Here is a 15,122-nt window from a genome sequence, read left to right as displayed (position 1 = left end):
TCAGCCGCCGGGACGCCCGCCTTCGCGCCGTCCCAGGAAAGCCAATCGCTCGAACAGGTGCACGTCCTGCTCGTTCTTCAACAGGGCGCCGTGAAGGGGAGGGATCAGCCGGTTGGGCGTCTTCTCGCGCAGGGTTTCGGCGTCGATATCCTCGACCAGCAGAAGCTTGAGCCAGTCGAGCAGCTCGGACGTCGACGGCTTCTTCTTCAGGCCGGGCGTGTCGCGGATTTCGTAGAAGGTCTTCAGGGCCTCGGAGACCAGGCGCGGCTTGATGCCGGGGAAGTGGACGTCAACGATCGACGTCAGCGTCTCGGCGTCGGGGAAGCGGATATAGTGGAAGAAGCAGCGGCGCAGGAAGGCGTCCGGCAGTTCCTTCTCGTTGTTCGAGGTGATGATGACGATGGGACGAACCTCGGCCCGGATCGTCTCGTCGATTTCCTGGACGTAGAATTCCATCCGGTCGAGCTCCTGCAGGAGGTCGTTGGGGAATTCGATATCGGCCTTGTCGATCTCGTCGATCAGCAGAACGGGGCGGGCGGGGGCGGTGAACGCCTCCCACAGCTTGCCCTTCTTCAGATAGTTGCGGACGTCATGAACCCGCGCCTCGCCCAGCTGGCTGTCGCGGAGCCGGCTGACGGCGTCATATTCATAGAGGCCGTTGTGCGCCTTGGTGGTCGACTTGACGTGCCAGGTGATCAGCGGGGCGTCGAAGGCCTTGGCGATCTCATAGGCCAGGACGGTCTTGCCCGTGCCCGGCTCGCCCTTGATCAGCAGCGGCCGCTCGAGGGCCACGGCGGCATTGACCGCGACCTTGAGATCCGCAGTGGCGATATAGCGATCTGTGCCTTCGAACCGGCTCATGAAAAACCCGCTCCGTGAATGTCACGAAGCGGGTTAGCCGATTGGATCAAATATGAACAGCGATCAGGTGATATGCTTGGCCGAAACAGGGTCGCTGGCGGGGAAGGTTTCTTCGACGCCTTCGTCCACGAGCGCCTCCTCGCGGCTCTCCCCGGGCCGCAGCCTGTCTGCGAGTTGATCAGGCTTTCCTTCTTCTGGAACCCTGGTCTTGGCATAGGGCGTGTTCGCGGATTCGTCGGGCTTATTCTTGTGGTCTTCCATGTCTTGTCTCCTTAGCGCGGGGGCTGATCGGATTCGGGGTCGGGGGCGTAGCCGAGTTGTTCGATGTCGTCGTCATCGAGACGCCTGGCTTCCCAGTGGGCGGCGCTGGCCTGGGCCCCGCGCTCGTTTTCCATCAGGCCGGAATAGACCAACTCGATCTCGTCGTTCGCCCGCAGTCCATTGCTGTCGGCGTCGGTCTGGCTGATCGTCTGTCCATCCATCCCTAACAGGGCGTCCGCGTCGCGCTCCACGCCGTCCAACGCCAACTGATCGTCGATATCGAGGTCGTCTTCGTCGAAGTCCTCGGCGTCGTCGTCTGTCTGGGTGACATCGATCACCTGGTCGGCCTCGTCCAGCAGGATGTCGCCGTCGCCTTCGTCGTCGATATGGGTCTCGTCGAAGACCTCGGACTGCGCCTGGTCGTCCTGATAATCATCATCCGGCATTGTCGCCTCCTGTACCCGGATGAAACGCTCCGTCCCCGAGGCTGTTCCACCGATCACAGAGACAAGGGATGGTTAACCATCTCGCCTTAAGGTCCATTCATCGAGGCGGTCCATAAGGTCGATCGCGCCTGTCGGGAGTTCGGTCGTCCATGGCTCTGAAGCTGTCTTTGAAGCCTGGCGAGAAGTTCGTTCTGAACGGCGCAGTGGTCCAGAACGGCGACCGTCGTGGCGTGCTGATCCTTCAGAACCGCGCCAGCGTGCTGCGCGAGAAGGACATCATGCAGGCGGAGGAGGTCACGACGCCTGCCCGACGCATCTATTTCCCGATCATGATGATGTACCTGGACGAGGCTTCCGCCGCCAAATTCTACGACGAGTTGGCGCTGCGTATTTCCGAGTTCATGAGCGCGACCAAGAACCCCCTTATTCTCGCCGAATGCGTGTCGGCGTCGCGGCACGTGCTGGCGCGCGAATACTACAAGGCCCTGATGGCCGCCCGGAAGATTGTCGAATACGAAGAGAAGGTGCTGAATGTCGCTTCAGGCGTACAAGGCGGCGACGTCGCGGGCTGAGACGCCGCGCGACCTGGAGTACCGACTGTTCGGCCAGGTGACGCGCGCATTGGTTCATGCCTCGACGGTCGATGAGGGCGATCTCGCGACGCGCATAGATGCGCTCGACTGGAATCGTCGCCTGTGGTCGACCTTGGCCACGGATTGCAGCGAGCCGACGAATGTTCTGCCTGCGCCCATGCGGGCGCAGATCATTTCGCTGAGTCTGTTCGTCAATCGTCACTCCTCGGCGGTCATGCGTGGGGAAGAGACGTTCCAGGACCTGATCGACATCAACCGAATGATGATGCAGGGCCTGTCCGCTGGGGCCCAGCAGGCGGCCTGAGGCGGGTCCGCTTCACGAAATCGCGAAGCCTATTGCTGCAAGACGTTGAGGCGTCTTACCTTTCACCTCCCTGTTTAACAGTCGAAAGGAGGTGATCCAGTGTCTCATTGTCATCAATCGCGTGCGGTGGCCGCGACCCTGGTCCTCGGAGAGGTCCGGGCCTGATCCTTTCAGGCTGAGTGTTGTGGTCCGGCCGCTCGCGGTCAGACAATGAAGGGCCGTCGCGGCGACGCGGCGGCCCTTTTGTATGGCTCGGCTAGTGGAATATCTGGGCCAACCATCCGGCGGCGTGGTGAGTGACCTCGAACACCGTGTGCCAGATGAGGAACAGGTAGAGGGCGCATCCGCCGGTCGCGAGCGCGCCCAGCAGAATGGCGATTCCGTCCCTCTGCATCATGCCGAGGGCGAAGAAGATCATTGCGATGCCGGGAAGGGCGTCGCCGAACGGGATGGGCAGGGCCATGATCAGCGCCAGGATCACGCAGATGAGGCCGGTGACCGTGTCGGCGACCTCGCCGGTCAACAAGGGGAGTCGAGGCCGCGTCAGATTTTCGACGTAGCGGACGGTCTTCATGATCCGCGATACCCCGGAGCGGTAGGCGGGGCGACTGATTGAGGCGCGAAGAGCCCAGCGGGGCAGCCAGATCGAGTCGCGCTGGAAGGCCAGCTCCAGCGACATCAGAATGATGGGCATAGCGAAGACGGCCTTGCCGCCCGGCGGCCAGGGCAGCAGGGCCAGCATGGACAGGATCAGGATCATCGCCCCGAACCCGCGCTCGCCGAAAGCGGCGACCAGCTCTTCCAGCTTCAACTTCGGGTCGTCCGACTGACCCAGATCTTCGATCACGTCCGAGAAGCGCCGAAGATCGTTCTGATTGACGGAGTAAGGCATCAGGACGGCGCTCGGCTGGGGGTACGAGCCATGTAGGCGAACAGGCGTTTCCCCGCCACTTACAGAACGGCAACAAATCCGAATAATCGCGTCTTGGGCCCTTATTTCTTGGCCGCGTGTTCGGGTTTGTCCTTCCGTTTCGTATGGGCGAATTCCTCGAGCTGTTTCTCGCTCATGGACTCGACCATCGACTTGGATGCGCCCTTCAATTCGGACTTGGGCGTGTCGCCGCGTTTGGCCGACAGAGCGGCGCCGGCGGCCTTTTGCTGGGCTGCTGATTTTGCGGGCATGGGGGCCTCCTTCCGATCGGAAGAAAACCTCAACCGCCCAGCAGTTCCCGACCGATCAGGAAGCGGCGAATCTCGTTGGTGCCGGCGCCGATGTCGTACAGTTTGGCATCGCGGACCAGGCGTTCGACCGGCCATTCCTTGGTGTAGCCGGCGCCGCCGAGGGCCTGGACCGCCTCCAGGGTGACCTTCACGGCGTTCTCGGACGCCAGGAGAATGGCGCCGGCGGCGTCATAGCGGGTGGTCAGGCCAGCGTCGCAGGCGCGGGCGACGGCATAGACATAGGCGCGGGCGCTGTTCAGGGCGACATACATGTCGGCCACCTTGCCCTGCATCAGCTGGAAGGAGCCGATCGGCTTGCCGAACTGTTTGCGGTCACGAACATACGGCAGCACCACGTCCAGCGCCGCCTGCATGATGCCCAGGGGGCCTGCCGACAGCACGGCGCGCTCGTAGTCGAGGCCGCTCATCAGCACGCCCGCTCCACCGCCCAGCGGACCCATGATGTTCTCTTCAGGAACCTCGCAGTCCTCGAACACCAGTTCGGCGGTGTCCGAGCCGCGCATCCCCATCTTGTCCAGCTTCTTGGAGACGCTGAAGCCCTTCATGCCCTTCTCGATCAGAAAGGCCGTGCAACCCTTTGAGCCGGCGTCAGGATCGGTCTTGGCGTAGACCACCAGGGTGTCGGCGTGGGGGGCGTTGGTGATCCAGAACTTGGTTCCGTTCAGGACATAGCGGTCGCCCTTCCTGTCCGCGCGGGTGCGCATGGACATGACGTCCGAACCCGAACCCGCTTCGGACATGGCCAAGGCGCCGACGTGTTCGCCGCTGATGAGCTTGGGCAGATATTTCTGCTTCTGTTCGGCCGTGCCCCAGCGACGGATCTGGTTGACGCACAGGTTGGAGTGGGCGCCGTAGCTGAGACCGATCGAGGCCGAGGCGCGCGACACCTCTTCCATCGCCACCACATGTTCGAGATAGCCGAGGCCGAGGCCGCCGTAGTCTTCCTCGACCGTGATTCCGTGCAGGCCCAGTTCGCCCATCTCGGGCCAGAGCTCGCGCCGGAACGCGTTGGTTTCATCGATCTCGGCGGCCAGGGGCGCGAGACGATCGGCGGCCCAGCGGGCGGTCGTATCGCGGATCGTGTCGGCGTTTTCGCCGAGGCCGAATTCCATGGATTGAGGCGCGAAGGGAATGCTCATGCGCAAGGGGTTAGCATCGTGCATCCCCTTTCGCAAAACAGTCTTAGGCGCGGTCGGCCAAGCCCCAGCGACGATACAGATTATAGCCCGACACGCCGACGCAGGCGAGGGCGATGACGGCCAGCACCCAACCTATGAAGGCCGGTTCGCCGTTCGACCGGGACGCCTGTCTGAACGCCGCCATCGAGGCGCCGAACGATAGAAGACCGATGACGCCCATCACCAGGAAGGTCAGGGTTTCGCTCCACTCGAACCGGCGCGAGGGGGCCGGTTCCGCCGATGGTGCGACGTCCAACGCCTGGCCGTCGGCCGAGGTCGCTTCCGATTCGAACAGGGGCGTCTGGTCCGGATTCGAGAAGTCGGCATGCTCGGGCCAGACCAGGCGCGTGTCCGGCGACGAAGCCTGGAGATCCGGCGCGCCCGTGAGGGTCAAGGGCATGGCGCTCGGCTGAAAGGCCGGAAGAGGCGAGGCGTGTGCAAAGGCCGGCGTCACAATGGCCGGTTTGGAAACCTGGTCTGCGGATTCCGGCTCCAGCTGGAACGCAGTCTCCGTCTGGGTCGTCTCGGTCGGAGCCGGTTCGACGACGGGCGAGGGGTCGAGATCGGCGTCCTCGGACGAGGCCTCGGAGGGTTCGGCCTGGAAAGCGGCCGGCGCGTCGGCGGTCGGCGGCTCGGCTTCTTGAAGCGCGGCCGGGTGGTCCTCAGCCGGGGCTTCAGCTGGAGCTTCCGAGGATTCAATCTTAGCGTCGGCGGACTCGGCTTCACCTTCGGCGGGGACCGGAGGGGTCGGGCGAACGAGCGCCGGGCGGACGCCAAATCCGACCAAGGGTCCCAGGGTGCGGACCGCATAGGGCGAATAGAAGGCTGCGGCGGTGCTCAGTCCAGTAGGTTGAGGCTGCGGCGACGGCGCGATCGCGGCGGCTTCCGACGTCTCGTGCGGCGGGAGGGTTATCGGGCCTTCCGGGGTCGGTTCGAGAACCGGCTCGACGGGTGCCTCGGAGACCTGTTCCGGGACCAGTTCAAGGTCCGCCAGTTCGGCCTCGGCCGCAACCTCCTGCGTCGGAGCGGCGGTCGCCTCGACGGCGACGTCAGCCGCGACTTCCGGTTCATCGCCCGTCGGGACCTCGGGCTCGACTTCGCCAAGCAGGGCGGCGACGGCGGCCTCGCGCGTCATGGGCTGAGCGGCGGAGAAGGACAGAATCTGAGCCGAGGCGAAAGCCTGCGCCTCCGGTTCAGGATCGGCGGCCGGGACAGGGTGTGACGAGAGGGCCGGGAACGGTTCCGGCTCTACGGGTTCGAAGGGCTCGGTCTGGGCCGACGGCTCGAGCGATGGGGTGCTTTCCACCAGAGTGGCCCTGGGCGGCGGCAGGGGCGCGGCGAGCAGATCGGCCAGCGACACGGGGCCCGCGGGATCGGCGACGAACAGGGCGCGCTCGGCGGCGCGGCGGCGGGGCGGGGTGACGACGTCCGGGTCTTCCACCCACGTCATAAGAGCGTCGGCGGCCTCCTGCGGGGCTCCGGCGTTCAGCCGCGCCAGGACGTCGGAGGTCTTGAAACGATCGACGCCCACTGAAAAGGCGAAGCTCGACAGGGCGTCGAACTGATACTGGTTCAGCGGCGCCTGGATCGTCTTGACCGCCTGGGCCACCGGGATCAGGTCGTATTGCAACAGGAGTTCGGCGTCGCTCTCCGAAACCGTCAGGCCCTCGCGCGCCGACTGGGTGTGCCCATAACCGATCGTCCAGCGCCCGTCGGCGCGCTGAATGGCCCGGGGGCGGAAGCCCTCGAAGCTCTTGATCAGAATGACCCCTTCGCGAGAGATCTTGGTCGGTTTGGTCGTGTCAGACAAAGGTGTTGCCCCAAAGCGAGACGGCGGCGCGGCCCATGGCGCCGTCCCAGCAAGCATGGGGCCAGATTTCTACAACAGAACCATGGTCGCCAAGCCGAGGAAAATCAGAAATCCGAAGAAATCCGTCGTCGCGGTGACGAAAACGGCCGACGACACGGCGGGGTCGAATTTCAGCTTCGACAGCGTCAGGGGCGTCAGCACCCCGATACAGGCGGCGACCAGCAGGTTCAGGATCATGGCCGCCCCGATGACCAGGCCGATCTTCCAGTCCTCGTCGCGGAACCAGAACCCCGCCGCGACGCCGATCAGGGGGGCCAGCACCAGGCCGTTCGCCACGCCCACGGCCAGTTCGCGCAGGAAGGTCCGCATGGCGTTGGCCGAGTTCAGCTCGCGCGTCGCCAGGGCGCGCACGGTGACGGTCAGGGCCTGGGTGCCGGCATTGCCCCCGATGGCCGAGACGATCGGCATCAGCACCGCCAGGGCGACGATCTGCTGGATCGTGCCTTCGAACAGGCCGATGACGCTGGCGCCCAGGGCCGCCGTCGCCAGGTTGATCGCCAGCCAGGGGACGCGGCCACGAACGATCTCGGACACGGACGAGCCGCGATCCTCGTCGGCGACGCCGGCCAGACGCAGGATGTCCTCGCGGTTCTCTTCCTGAATGATGTTGACGATGTCATCGACGGTGATCTGGCCCACCAGCCGGCCTGCCGAATCCACGACCGGCGCCGAGATCAGGTGGTATTTCTCGAAGATGTAGGCGACCTCTTCCTGATCCTGATCGACCGTGATCTCGTTGATCGGCTCCATCAGGTCGTTGAGGGCGGCGCTGCGGGGCGCGCGCAGCAGGCTGCTGATCGGCACGCCGCCGACCGGCCGGTTCAGCGGATCGACCACATAGATGTCGAAGAAGAGCTCGGGCAGGTCGTCGCCCTGTTTGCGGATGTGGTCGATGGTGTCGCCGACGCTCCAGAACTGGGGCGCGGCCATCACCTCGCGCTGCATCAGGCGGCCGGCGGATTCCTCGTCATAGCCCAGGCTGTTCTCGATCGCGGCGCGGTCGACGTCGGGCATGGCGGCCAGGACGCGTTCGCGCTGGTCGTGCTCCAGGTCCTCGACCACAGCGGCGGCGTCGTCGGAATCCAGTTCCTGCAGGGCCTCGGCCAGGGCGCCGTGCGGCACCCGTTCCAGCACTTCTTCCCGGATCCCGTCGTCGAGCTCGGGCAGGGTCTCGGCCAGCAGCTCCGGCGGCAGCCACAGAACCACCACGGCGCGGACCTCGGCCGTGATGAAACCCATCAGGTCGGCGACGTCGGCGGGGTGCAGATCCTCGAGCAGCGACCGCAGCCGCATGCCGTCTCCGGCGTCGGCGGCGTCCACGACTTTTTCGACGAATTGGGGGGTGAGGACATAGTCCTCGTCCAGGGCGGCGTGGTCTTCGTTATCGGGCGCTTCGGCTGGAGCGAAGGCGGAATCCGTGGTGCTCACGTTGTCGCCTCCCTTGGTATGTCCAGCCGTAGTTAGCCGATGAATCGCCCTGTTTAGCCAGATGGTGCGGTCGAGAAGACTCGAACTTCCACGGGTTGCCCCACAGCGACCTCAACGCTGCGCGTCTACCAATTCCGCCACGACCGCTCGCATCGGAGCGGCGGCGAATAGACGAAGCCGCCGGAAAAGGAAAGTCTCTCTTTTTTATCGGTCGCGCTTTGTGCGCCCCAGGCCGTTCAGGCCTCAGGCCGCGCCGGCCATGAAGTCGTAGACGTCGGCGGGGCGGGTCACGGTGATGGCGATGCGATCCTCGCGAATCTCGATCTCGCCGCGGGCGACCGGGTGATTGTTCGCCAGGATCCAGACCTCGTCGCCTTCGCCGGCGTCCAGGGGAATCACCGCGCCGCGTCCCATCTTCAGCAATTGGGACATCGGCAGCACCATTCGGCCCAGCACCACGGAAATTTCGACATTGACGGCGTTGATCTGGGACACGGGCGCTCTCGTTCACTTTGAGGTCGTCCCTTGCGGAAACGCCCCAGGCTGCACATTGAAGCCGTATGCTTGCCGAGCCGTTAAGTCCCGACCTTCAAAAACTGCGTCGCGAGGATGATCGCCCCGTCGAATGGGTGGTTTCGTCCGGCCATGTCGACTATGCCGCCGCCGAGGCCTTCATGGAGGCCCGCGTCGCCGCCATAGCGGCGGGGGAGGCGGACGAGATGGTCTGGCTGTTGGAACATCCGCCGCTCTATACGGCCGGGGTCTCGGCGCGGGACGAGGATCTGCTGGATGCGGGCCGGTTCCCGGTGCACCGTACGGGGCGGGGCGGGCAGTTCACCTATCACGGGCCGGGCCAGCGCGTGGCCTATGTCATGCTGGACCTGAACCGGCGGGGGCGAGACGTGCGCGCCTTCGTGCGGGGGCTGGAGCAGTGGCTGATCGGCGGACTGGGCGAGTTCGGCGTCACGGCCGACGTGCGCGAGGGCCGCGTCGGCGTCTGGGTCGAACGCAAGGGCGCCGGCTGGTCGCGCGAGGACAAGATCGCCGCTATCGGCGTCAAGGTGCGCAAATGGGTCAGCTTCCACGGGATCAGCCTGAACGTGGAGCCGGATCTGGATCATTTCGGCGGCATCGTGCCCTGCGGCATTCAGGAACATGGGGTCACCAGCCTGGTCGATCTGGGCGTGCTGGCGACGATGGACGAGGCGGATGCGGCGCTGAAGACCAGCTTCCATAGGATCTTCGGGGGCGCCATAGCGCAGACGTCGCCCCTCTAGTCGGGGAAAGAGAAAAGCCGAAAAACAGGCGCACGGTCCGACTTCACCGGGTCTGGGGCTTGGCAAGCAGGGTTCGCTTAAGGTTTAACGGCCGCATCCCAAGCTTCCAGCCCGAGCCCCGGAGCCACCATGAACCGCTTGATCGCCGCCGCCTCGGCCGCCGTCCTGTCCCTGACCCTGGCCGCCGGCGCGGCCTCGGCCCAGGATTTCCGCGCCCTGGCGCAACAGGACCTGCAGACGGTCCATGACGTCCTGGCCGCCAACCACCCCGCCGCCGTCGTGCCCGGCGCGCCCGGCGACGAATTCCGCCAGTGGATCGACGCCGGCCTGGCCGACGCCTTGTCCAAGGTGGGCCGCGTCAACAGCGGCGACAGCCATGCCTATCTGCTGCGCTATTACGCCAACGGTTTCCGCGATTCGAACATCTCGGTCCGTCCGACCTATGAAGGCCTTGGCCCGTTCTTCGCCACCGGTTGGTCGGGCGTCACCACCGCCTGGCGCGACGGCAAATATGTCGTCGCCTACGTGAAGCCGGGCGTTCGCAACGCGCCGCCGGTCGGTTCGGTCCTGATCGACTGCCTGGGCAAGACCGCCGAGGAACTGGCGGCCCAACGCCTGGACCGCTGGGAAGGCGATCTGACGACCGAGGCCGGCCGCGTCCGCACCGCCCCCTATCTGCTGTGGAACCGCAACAATCCGTTCGCGGGAGGCATGCCGCCCCTGTGCAACTTCCAGACCGGTCGTCGCACCAAGGAATATCAGCTGCAGGGCCAGCCGGCCGACGCCGCCGCACTGGAAGCCGCCTATCGCGCCACCGTCTACACGCCGGGCGCGACGCCGCTGGCGATCGAGACCGTGAACGGCCGTCCGTGGCTGCACGTCCACACCCTGGGCGACGAGGCCGACTTCGCCGCCTTCTTCGCCGCGGTGGACGCGCAACTGGGCGCCATTCGCGGTCCGCAGGGCTTCGTCATCGATCTACGCGGCGCCAACGGCGCGTCGCTGAACGCCACCGGACGCGGCTATGTCCTGGCCAACCACATCTGGACGCCCGAATTCACCGTCAGCCGCCAGCCGGAAGCGGGCTCGATCACCTATCGCGCCACCCCGGCCAATCGCCAGTGGTTCGTCGACACCCTGGAGCGGATGCAGGCCGATCCGCGCTTCGTCGCCGAATCGAGCGCGGTGATCGAACAGACCCAGGCGATCGTCGCCGCCTTCGATTCGGCCCTGGCGGCCGGTCAGGCGACCTTCTCCCTGCCGGGCCGGGCCTCCGTGCCGGACACCGGCGCGCCCAACCCCGTCGCCGGGCCGGTGATCGTCCTGGTCGATGCGGGCTGCACCAGCGGCTGCCTGGATACGCTGGACCTGCTGACCCGCCTGCCGAACGTGCGCCTGGCCGGGTCGGTGACGGCCGAGGACTCGATCTTCGTCGAGCCGACGGTGCTGCGCCTGCCGTCCAACTATGCGGACCTCAGCTATGGCCACAAGGCCTGGATGACCCGCGAGCGCGGCAATGACGCCCCCTTCACCCCCGCTCAGGGCCTGACCTACACCGGCAACCCGACCGACGAGACGGCCGTGCGGGCCTGGGTCGCGACCCTGTTCCAGTAAGACGGACCACGACGGACGCATCTGAGGGGCGGGCAGGGGGTGGAACCTCGGCCCGCCCCTTCTTATTTTGACGTTCATGACCGATCTCGCCCCCCCGTCCGACCGCCTGCGCTCGCCCTCCGGCTATGACCTGACCCCGCCCGACGACGCCGAGCGCGCCCGGCTGGAGGCGGACCTGAACCCGGAAGAAAAGCGCGTCCTGCTGTCGCACGGCACCGAGGCGCCCTTCTGCGGCACATTGCTGGGCGAGAAACGGGCCGGGGTCTTCTGCTGCCGCGAATGCGGCCTGCCCCTGTTCCGCAGCCGAACCAAGTTCGAGAGCGGCACCGGCTGGCCCAGTTTCACCGAGCCGGTCGATCCGGCCCATGTCCACGAGATCCGCGACACCAGCTACGGCATGGTCCGCATAGAGACCCAGTGCGCCCGCTGCGGCAGCCACCAGGGCCACGTCTTCCCCGACGGGCCGCCGCCGACCGGGAATCGCTATTGCATCAACTCGGTCGCCTTGTCGTTCGTAGCCGAGGGCGAGCCTCTGCCTGACCCGTTGCGGCGAGGCGACGGAAACGCCTGACCTTGGCCTTATTCGCCGTGCTAGGATGATGTGGAAGGAGACGGCGCATGCTGATCGCAGGACTCTTGGCCGGTATGGCGGTGATGGCGTCGGGGGGTGACGCTGACGGCGTGGTCGCGACGGCGCCGACAAACGCCCCGACTCTGGCGGACGCCCTGGCGGCGGCGCCGGAGGCCGCCGTGGCCGCTCCGACGGCCCAGGACGCCGCGCCTCACGGCCTGACCACCGAACAACAGATCCAGCGCTGGATCGACAGCCGCACCCCTGGCGCCAGCTTCCAGGAGCCTGCCGCCGCCGGCCCGACCGACGACCGCCAGGTCCACGGCATGGTCGAGGCGGGTATCGGCACCGGCGGGTATCGCAGCTACGCCGCCGCCGTCTCGATGCCGATCGGCGAGACCGGGCGGCTGGACCTGGCCTATCGCGAGGGCCGAAACGACCTCTACGGCTATGGCTACGGCGGCGGATATGGCCTGCGCGGTCCGGGCTACTATGCTCCTCACGAGGGTTGGCGCGGCGGCGCTCACAATTCCGATTCCACAAGCAAGTCGCTGTCGCTGGGCTTCAGCTGGAGCAAGGACAGGGACGCGGACGAGCGCGATCCCTGGCGGCGGGGCCTGTCGGCCTACGACTGACGGGCTCGGCACATCTGGATCAGAAATGCAAAAAGGCCCGGCGTTCGCCGGGCCTTTTCAGTCTCAGATGGTGCCGCCGGGGGGAATCGAACCCACGACCTCAGCCTTACCAAGGATGCGCTCTACCACTGAGCTACGGCGGCCCCGACTGAGGAAGCGGCCGTATAGCCAAACCCTTCCGGGGAGGGAAGCGGCTTTTTGACGATCTGAAAGAAAGTTTGGACATGGCCCGTGATCGCGGCATTCTACGGCCATGACTCGCCCCCCGCACGACGCCGATACGCCGCCCCCCGCGCCTGTGGCCGCCTCGGCGGTCGAATCGAGCGCGCCGTCCGAGGTGGAACGGGCCAGGGCCGAGCGGGCGATCCGGTTGGCTTCGGCCCTGCGCGCCAATCTGCGACGGCGTAAGGCGCCGGCCCGGACGTCGCCGACGCCTAAAGACAGCAACTGAAAGTCATCGGCCCGCGCCGGCTCCGCCCTTTGGCAAGCGCGCGCCGGCTTGCTAGAGAACCATCCCCCCGAGGCGTTTCCTTCGGGCGCGCTTAAGGACGTCATGGACAGTATCGCCATTCAGGGCGGCGCTCAGCTTTTCGGGGACATTCCCGTCAGCGGCGCCAAGAACTCCGCCATCAAGCTGATGGCCGCCTCGATCCTGACGGATCAGCCCCTGCTGCTGACCAATATGCCGCGGCTGGCGGACACCCGGTTCCTGGGCCAGCTGCTGCGCCAGTTCGGGGTCCAGGTGACCGAGCGCGACGGCGCCGACGGGCAGGAGAGCCTGTTCCATGCCGCCGAACTGACCTCCACCTTCGCCCCCTATGATCTGGTTCGCCAGATGCGGGCTTCGTTCAACGTGCTGGGGCCGCTGCTGGCCCGCACCGGCGAGGCCAAGGTGTCGCTGCCGGGCGGCTGCACCATCGGGGCGCGGCCGGTCGATCTGCACCTGCAGGCCCTGACGGCCCTGGGCGCCGAGATCGAGCTGGAAGAAGGCTATGTCACGGCCAAGGCGCCCAAGGGGCTCCAGGGCGCGGAGATCGAGTTTCCGTTCGTCTCGGTCGGCGCCACCGAACACGCCCTTCTGGCCGCCGTGCTGGCCCAGGGGACGACCGTGCTGCGTCGCGCCGCGCGCGAGCCTGAGATCGGCGACCTGGCCCGCTGCCTGACCGCCATGGGCGCGAAGATCGACGGGATCGACACCGACGTCCTGACCATCACCGGGGTCCCGTCGCTGAACGGGACGACCTGGTCGGTGATCCCCGACCGGATCGAAATGGGCTCCTACGCCGTCGCCGCCGCCATGGCGGGGGGCGAGGTGCGGCTGACCAAGGCGCGGGCCGATCTGATCGGCGCCCTGACGGACCGGATGGTCGAGGCCGGGGTCGAGGTGACGCCGACCGACGACGGCGTGGTGATCAAGCGCGATCCGAAGGTGCGGCTGAAGGCGGTCGATATCGAGACCGCCATCTATCCTGGCTTCGCCACCGATCTGCAGGCGCAGTTCATGGCCCTGATGACCACGGCGGACGGCGTCAGCACCGTGCGCGAGACCATATTCGAGAACCGCTTCATGCATGTGCCGGAGCTGGCGCGTCTGGGGGCCGAGATCTCGGTCCATGCGGGCGAGGCCCAGGTCCACGGGGTCGAGACCCTGCACGGCGCCCAGGTGATGGCCACCGACCTGCGCGCCTCCATGTGTCTGATCATCGCCGGCCTCGCCGCCGAGGGCGAGACGACCGTCGGCCGCGTCTATCATCTGGATCGCGGTTTCGAGCGTTTGGAGGATAAGCTCGGCGCGTGCGGGGCCGAGATCCGTCGGATAAAGGGAACGGGTGATGAGCACTGAGATCGACGCCGTTCCTCCCGTTCCCAGCACGCCGGTCGAGCCGCTGCGCCTGCTGGCCGAGGACGCCGACGATCTGCAGATCATCTCGGCCGCGCTGCAGGACGCCATCCTGCGGCCGATTGACATCGTCTGGGAGAAACAGGCCCGCACCCTGACCATCGCCTTCAGCCGCTTCTGCTGGGAGTGCGGCGGGACGCGCGTCATGTGCGCCATGCAGTTCGGCGACGTGATGGGGGTCAAGAGCCGGCGACTGTCGCGCAGCCCGGAAGCCTCGCTGGAACTGCTGGCCCTGGATTTCATGCCGACCGAGGCGCCGGGCGGGCGGGTGATCCTGATGTTCGCCGGCGGCGGCGACCTGAGGATCGACGTCGAATGCCTCGACGCCGTCGTCACCGACATCTCCGAGCGCTGGCCGGCCCGGATCGCGCCGACCCATCTGGATCAGCCCGACGAAGGGAATGCGGCATGAGCGGCCCGCACAAGCTGACCTCGGTCGAACTGGACACCGTCACCCTGCCGGCGGCCACGGCCGAGATCGAGCACGAACGCCGCGTCGCCATCTTCGATCTGGTGGAGAAGAACAGTTTCGAACCGGTGGGCGCTGACGGCGGCCCCTATCGATTGAAACTGTCGCTGCAGGACAATCGCCTGGTGTTCGACATCGACGGCGAGGGATTCGCCCGCACCTACGCCATCAGCCTGACGCCGCTGAAGGGGGTGCTGAGGGACTATCTGCTGATCTGCGACAGCTATTACGAAGCCCTGCGCGGTTCGTCGCCCAGCCAGATCGAATCGGTCGACATGGGTCGGCGCGGCCTGCACAACGAAGGGGCCGAACAGCTGGAAGCCAGGCTCGAGGGCAAGATCGTCGTCGATCATGAGACGGCGCGACGCCTGTTTACGTTGCTCTGCGCCCTCTACCGTCGCGGCTGACCTCGACTATCTCTGCGTTTTGGGGCATTAGGCCCGTCCATTCCGCCCCTCGCGCCCGCCCGGCGT

The 15,122-nt window shown here is 66.3% G+C and carries 19 protein-coding genes and 2 tRNA genes; 10 read left to right on the top strand and 11 right to left on the bottom strand.

Going from position 1 to position 15,122, the window contains the following annotated elements:
• The 3 genes from H2037_RS05915 to H2037_RS05905 all read right to left on the bottom strand — a co-directional run bounded on the left by H2037_RS05915 (position 1) and on the right by H2037_RS05905 (position 1,568).
• A complete protein-coding gene (locus H2037_RS05915) occupies positions 1-861 on the bottom strand; it encodes a MoxR family ATPase (protein WP_292118975.1) in 861 nt (286 codons plus the stop codon).
• 63 nt (positions 862-924) lie between these two features.
• Positions 925-1,122, bottom strand: a complete 198-nt coding sequence (locus H2037_RS05910; protein WP_292118974.1) for a hypothetical protein — start codon at positions 1,120-1,122, stop codon at positions 925-927.
• Between the two features lie 11 nt (positions 1,123-1,133).
• Entirely contained in the window at positions 1,134-1,568 is a 435-nt protein-coding gene (locus tag H2037_RS05905; RefSeq protein WP_292118970.1) for a hypothetical protein, read from the bottom strand.
• 149 nt (positions 1,569-1,717) lie between these two features.
• On the opposite strand from H2037_RS05905, the gene flbT reads away from it, so the two are divergent.
• Positions 1,718-2,140: a flagellar biosynthesis repressor FlbT gene (gene flbT, locus H2037_RS05900; RefSeq protein WP_292118967.1), complete on the top strand. Its 423-nt coding sequence runs from the start codon at positions 1,718-1,720 to the stop codon at positions 2,138-2,140.
• On the top strand, positions 2,100-2,465 hold the full coding sequence (gene flaF / locus H2037_RS05895) for a flagellar biosynthesis regulator FlaF (protein WP_292118965.1): 366 nt from the start codon (positions 2,100-2,102) through the stop codon (positions 2,463-2,465). The genes flbT and flaF overlap by 41 nt, the downstream gene beginning before the upstream one ends.
• 256 nt (positions 2,466-2,721) lie before the next feature.
• On the opposite strand, the gene H2037_RS05890 is transcribed toward flaF, so the two are convergent.
• From H2037_RS05890 to H2037_RS05860, 7 genes are all read right to left on the bottom strand, one after another.
• The gene (locus H2037_RS05890) at positions 2,722-3,357 is read right to left on the bottom strand and encodes an exopolysaccharide biosynthesis protein (protein WP_292118963.1); all 636 of its coding nucleotides are present in this window, start codon (positions 3,355-3,357) and stop codon (positions 2,722-2,724) included.
• Between the two features lie 101 nt (positions 3,358-3,458).
• A complete protein-coding gene (locus H2037_RS05885; protein ID WP_292118959.1) occupies positions 3,459-3,647 on the bottom strand; it encodes a DUF3008 family protein in 189 nt (62 codons plus the stop codon).
• 29 nt (positions 3,648-3,676) lie between these two features.
• The gene (locus H2037_RS05880; protein ID WP_292118957.1) at positions 3,677-4,846 is read right to left on the bottom strand and encodes an isovaleryl-CoA dehydrogenase; all 1,170 of its coding nucleotides are present in this window, start codon (positions 4,844-4,846) and stop codon (positions 3,677-3,679) included.
• 43 nt (positions 4,847-4,889) lie between these two features.
• A complete protein-coding gene (locus tag H2037_RS05875) occupies positions 4,890-6,695 on the bottom strand; it encodes a glycoside hydrolase family protein (protein WP_292118956.1) in 1,806 nt (601 codons plus the stop codon).
• Between the two features lie 69 nt (positions 6,696-6,764).
• A complete protein-coding gene (mgtE, locus tag H2037_RS05870; protein ID WP_292118953.1) occupies positions 6,765-8,183 on the bottom strand; it encodes a magnesium transporter in 1,419 nt (472 codons plus the stop codon).
• Positions 8,184-8,245: 62 nt separating this feature from the next.
• Positions 8,246-8,330 (bottom strand) — tRNA-Leu (locus H2037_RS05865).
• A gap of 96 nt (positions 8,331-8,426) precedes the next feature.
• Positions 8,427-8,678: a FliM/FliN family flagellar motor switch protein gene (locus H2037_RS05860; RefSeq protein ID WP_292118951.1), complete on the bottom strand. Its 252-nt coding sequence runs from the start codon at positions 8,676-8,678 to the stop codon at positions 8,427-8,429.
• Positions 8,679-8,743: 65 nt separating this feature from the next.
• Here H2037_RS05860 and lipB point away from each other — a divergent pair, with 65 nt between their 5' ends.
• The 4 genes from lipB to H2037_RS05840 all read left to right on the top strand — a co-directional run bounded on the left by lipB (position 8,744) and on the right by H2037_RS05840 (position 12,280).
• Positions 8,744-9,460: a lipoyl(octanoyl) transferase LipB gene (gene lipB / locus H2037_RS05855; protein ID WP_292118950.1), complete on the top strand. Its 717-nt coding sequence runs from the start codon at positions 8,744-8,746 to the stop codon at positions 9,458-9,460.
• Between the two features lie 129 nt (positions 9,461-9,589).
• Positions 9,590-11,074, top strand: a complete 1,485-nt coding sequence (locus H2037_RS05850) for a hypothetical protein (protein ID WP_292118947.1) — start codon at positions 9,590-9,592, stop codon at positions 11,072-11,074.
• Between the two features lie 76 nt (positions 11,075-11,150).
• A complete protein-coding gene (msrB, locus tag H2037_RS05845; protein WP_292118945.1) occupies positions 11,151-11,645 on the top strand; it encodes a peptide-methionine (R)-S-oxide reductase MsrB in 495 nt (164 codons plus the stop codon).
• Between the two features lie 47 nt (positions 11,646-11,692).
• A complete protein-coding gene (locus H2037_RS05840; protein ID WP_292118942.1) occupies positions 11,693-12,280 on the top strand; it encodes a hypothetical protein in 588 nt (195 codons plus the stop codon).
• A 68-nt stretch (positions 12,281-12,348) separates the two neighbouring features.
• Here the strand turns inward: H2037_RS05840 and H2037_RS05835 are convergent.
• Positions 12,349-12,423: transfer RNA gene (locus H2037_RS05835), tRNA-Thr, on the bottom strand.
• Positions 12,424-12,533: 110 nt separating this feature from the next.
• On the opposite strand from H2037_RS05835, the gene H2037_RS05830 reads away from it, so the two are divergent.
• The 4 genes from H2037_RS05830 (at position 12,534) to H2037_RS05815 (ending at position 15,056) form a co-directional block, all read left to right on the top strand.
• On the top strand, positions 12,534-12,731 hold the full coding sequence (locus tag H2037_RS05830; RefSeq protein ID WP_292118940.1) for a hypothetical protein: 198 nt from the start codon (positions 12,534-12,536) through the stop codon (positions 12,729-12,731).
• Positions 12,732-12,833: 102 nt separating this feature from the next.
• Positions 12,834-14,123, top strand: a complete 1,290-nt coding sequence (gene murA / locus H2037_RS05825; RefSeq protein WP_292118938.1) for a UDP-N-acetylglucosamine 1-carboxyvinyltransferase — start codon at positions 12,834-12,836, stop codon at positions 14,121-14,123.
• Entirely contained in the window at positions 14,113-14,592 is a 480-nt protein-coding gene (locus H2037_RS05820; RefSeq protein ID WP_292118935.1) for a DUF2948 family protein, read from the top strand. Before murA ends, H2037_RS05820 begins: the two co-directional genes overlap by 11 nt.
• Positions 14,589-15,056, top strand: coding sequence for a UPF0262 family protein (locus tag H2037_RS05815; protein WP_292118932.1), 468 nt, complete (start codon positions 14,589-14,591; stop codon positions 15,054-15,056). The genes H2037_RS05820 and H2037_RS05815 overlap by 4 nt, the downstream gene beginning before the upstream one ends.
• Positions 15,057-15,122 lie beyond the last annotated feature (66 nt).

Origin of the sequence: Brevundimonas sp. (assembly GCF_013912065.1) — a bacterium.
GTDB lineage: Bacteria > Pseudomonadota > Alphaproteobacteria > Caulobacterales > Caulobacteraceae > Brevundimonas.
The sequence above is the reverse complement of the archived record's forward strand: the minus strand, read 5'-3'. Positions and strand labels throughout refer to the sequence as shown.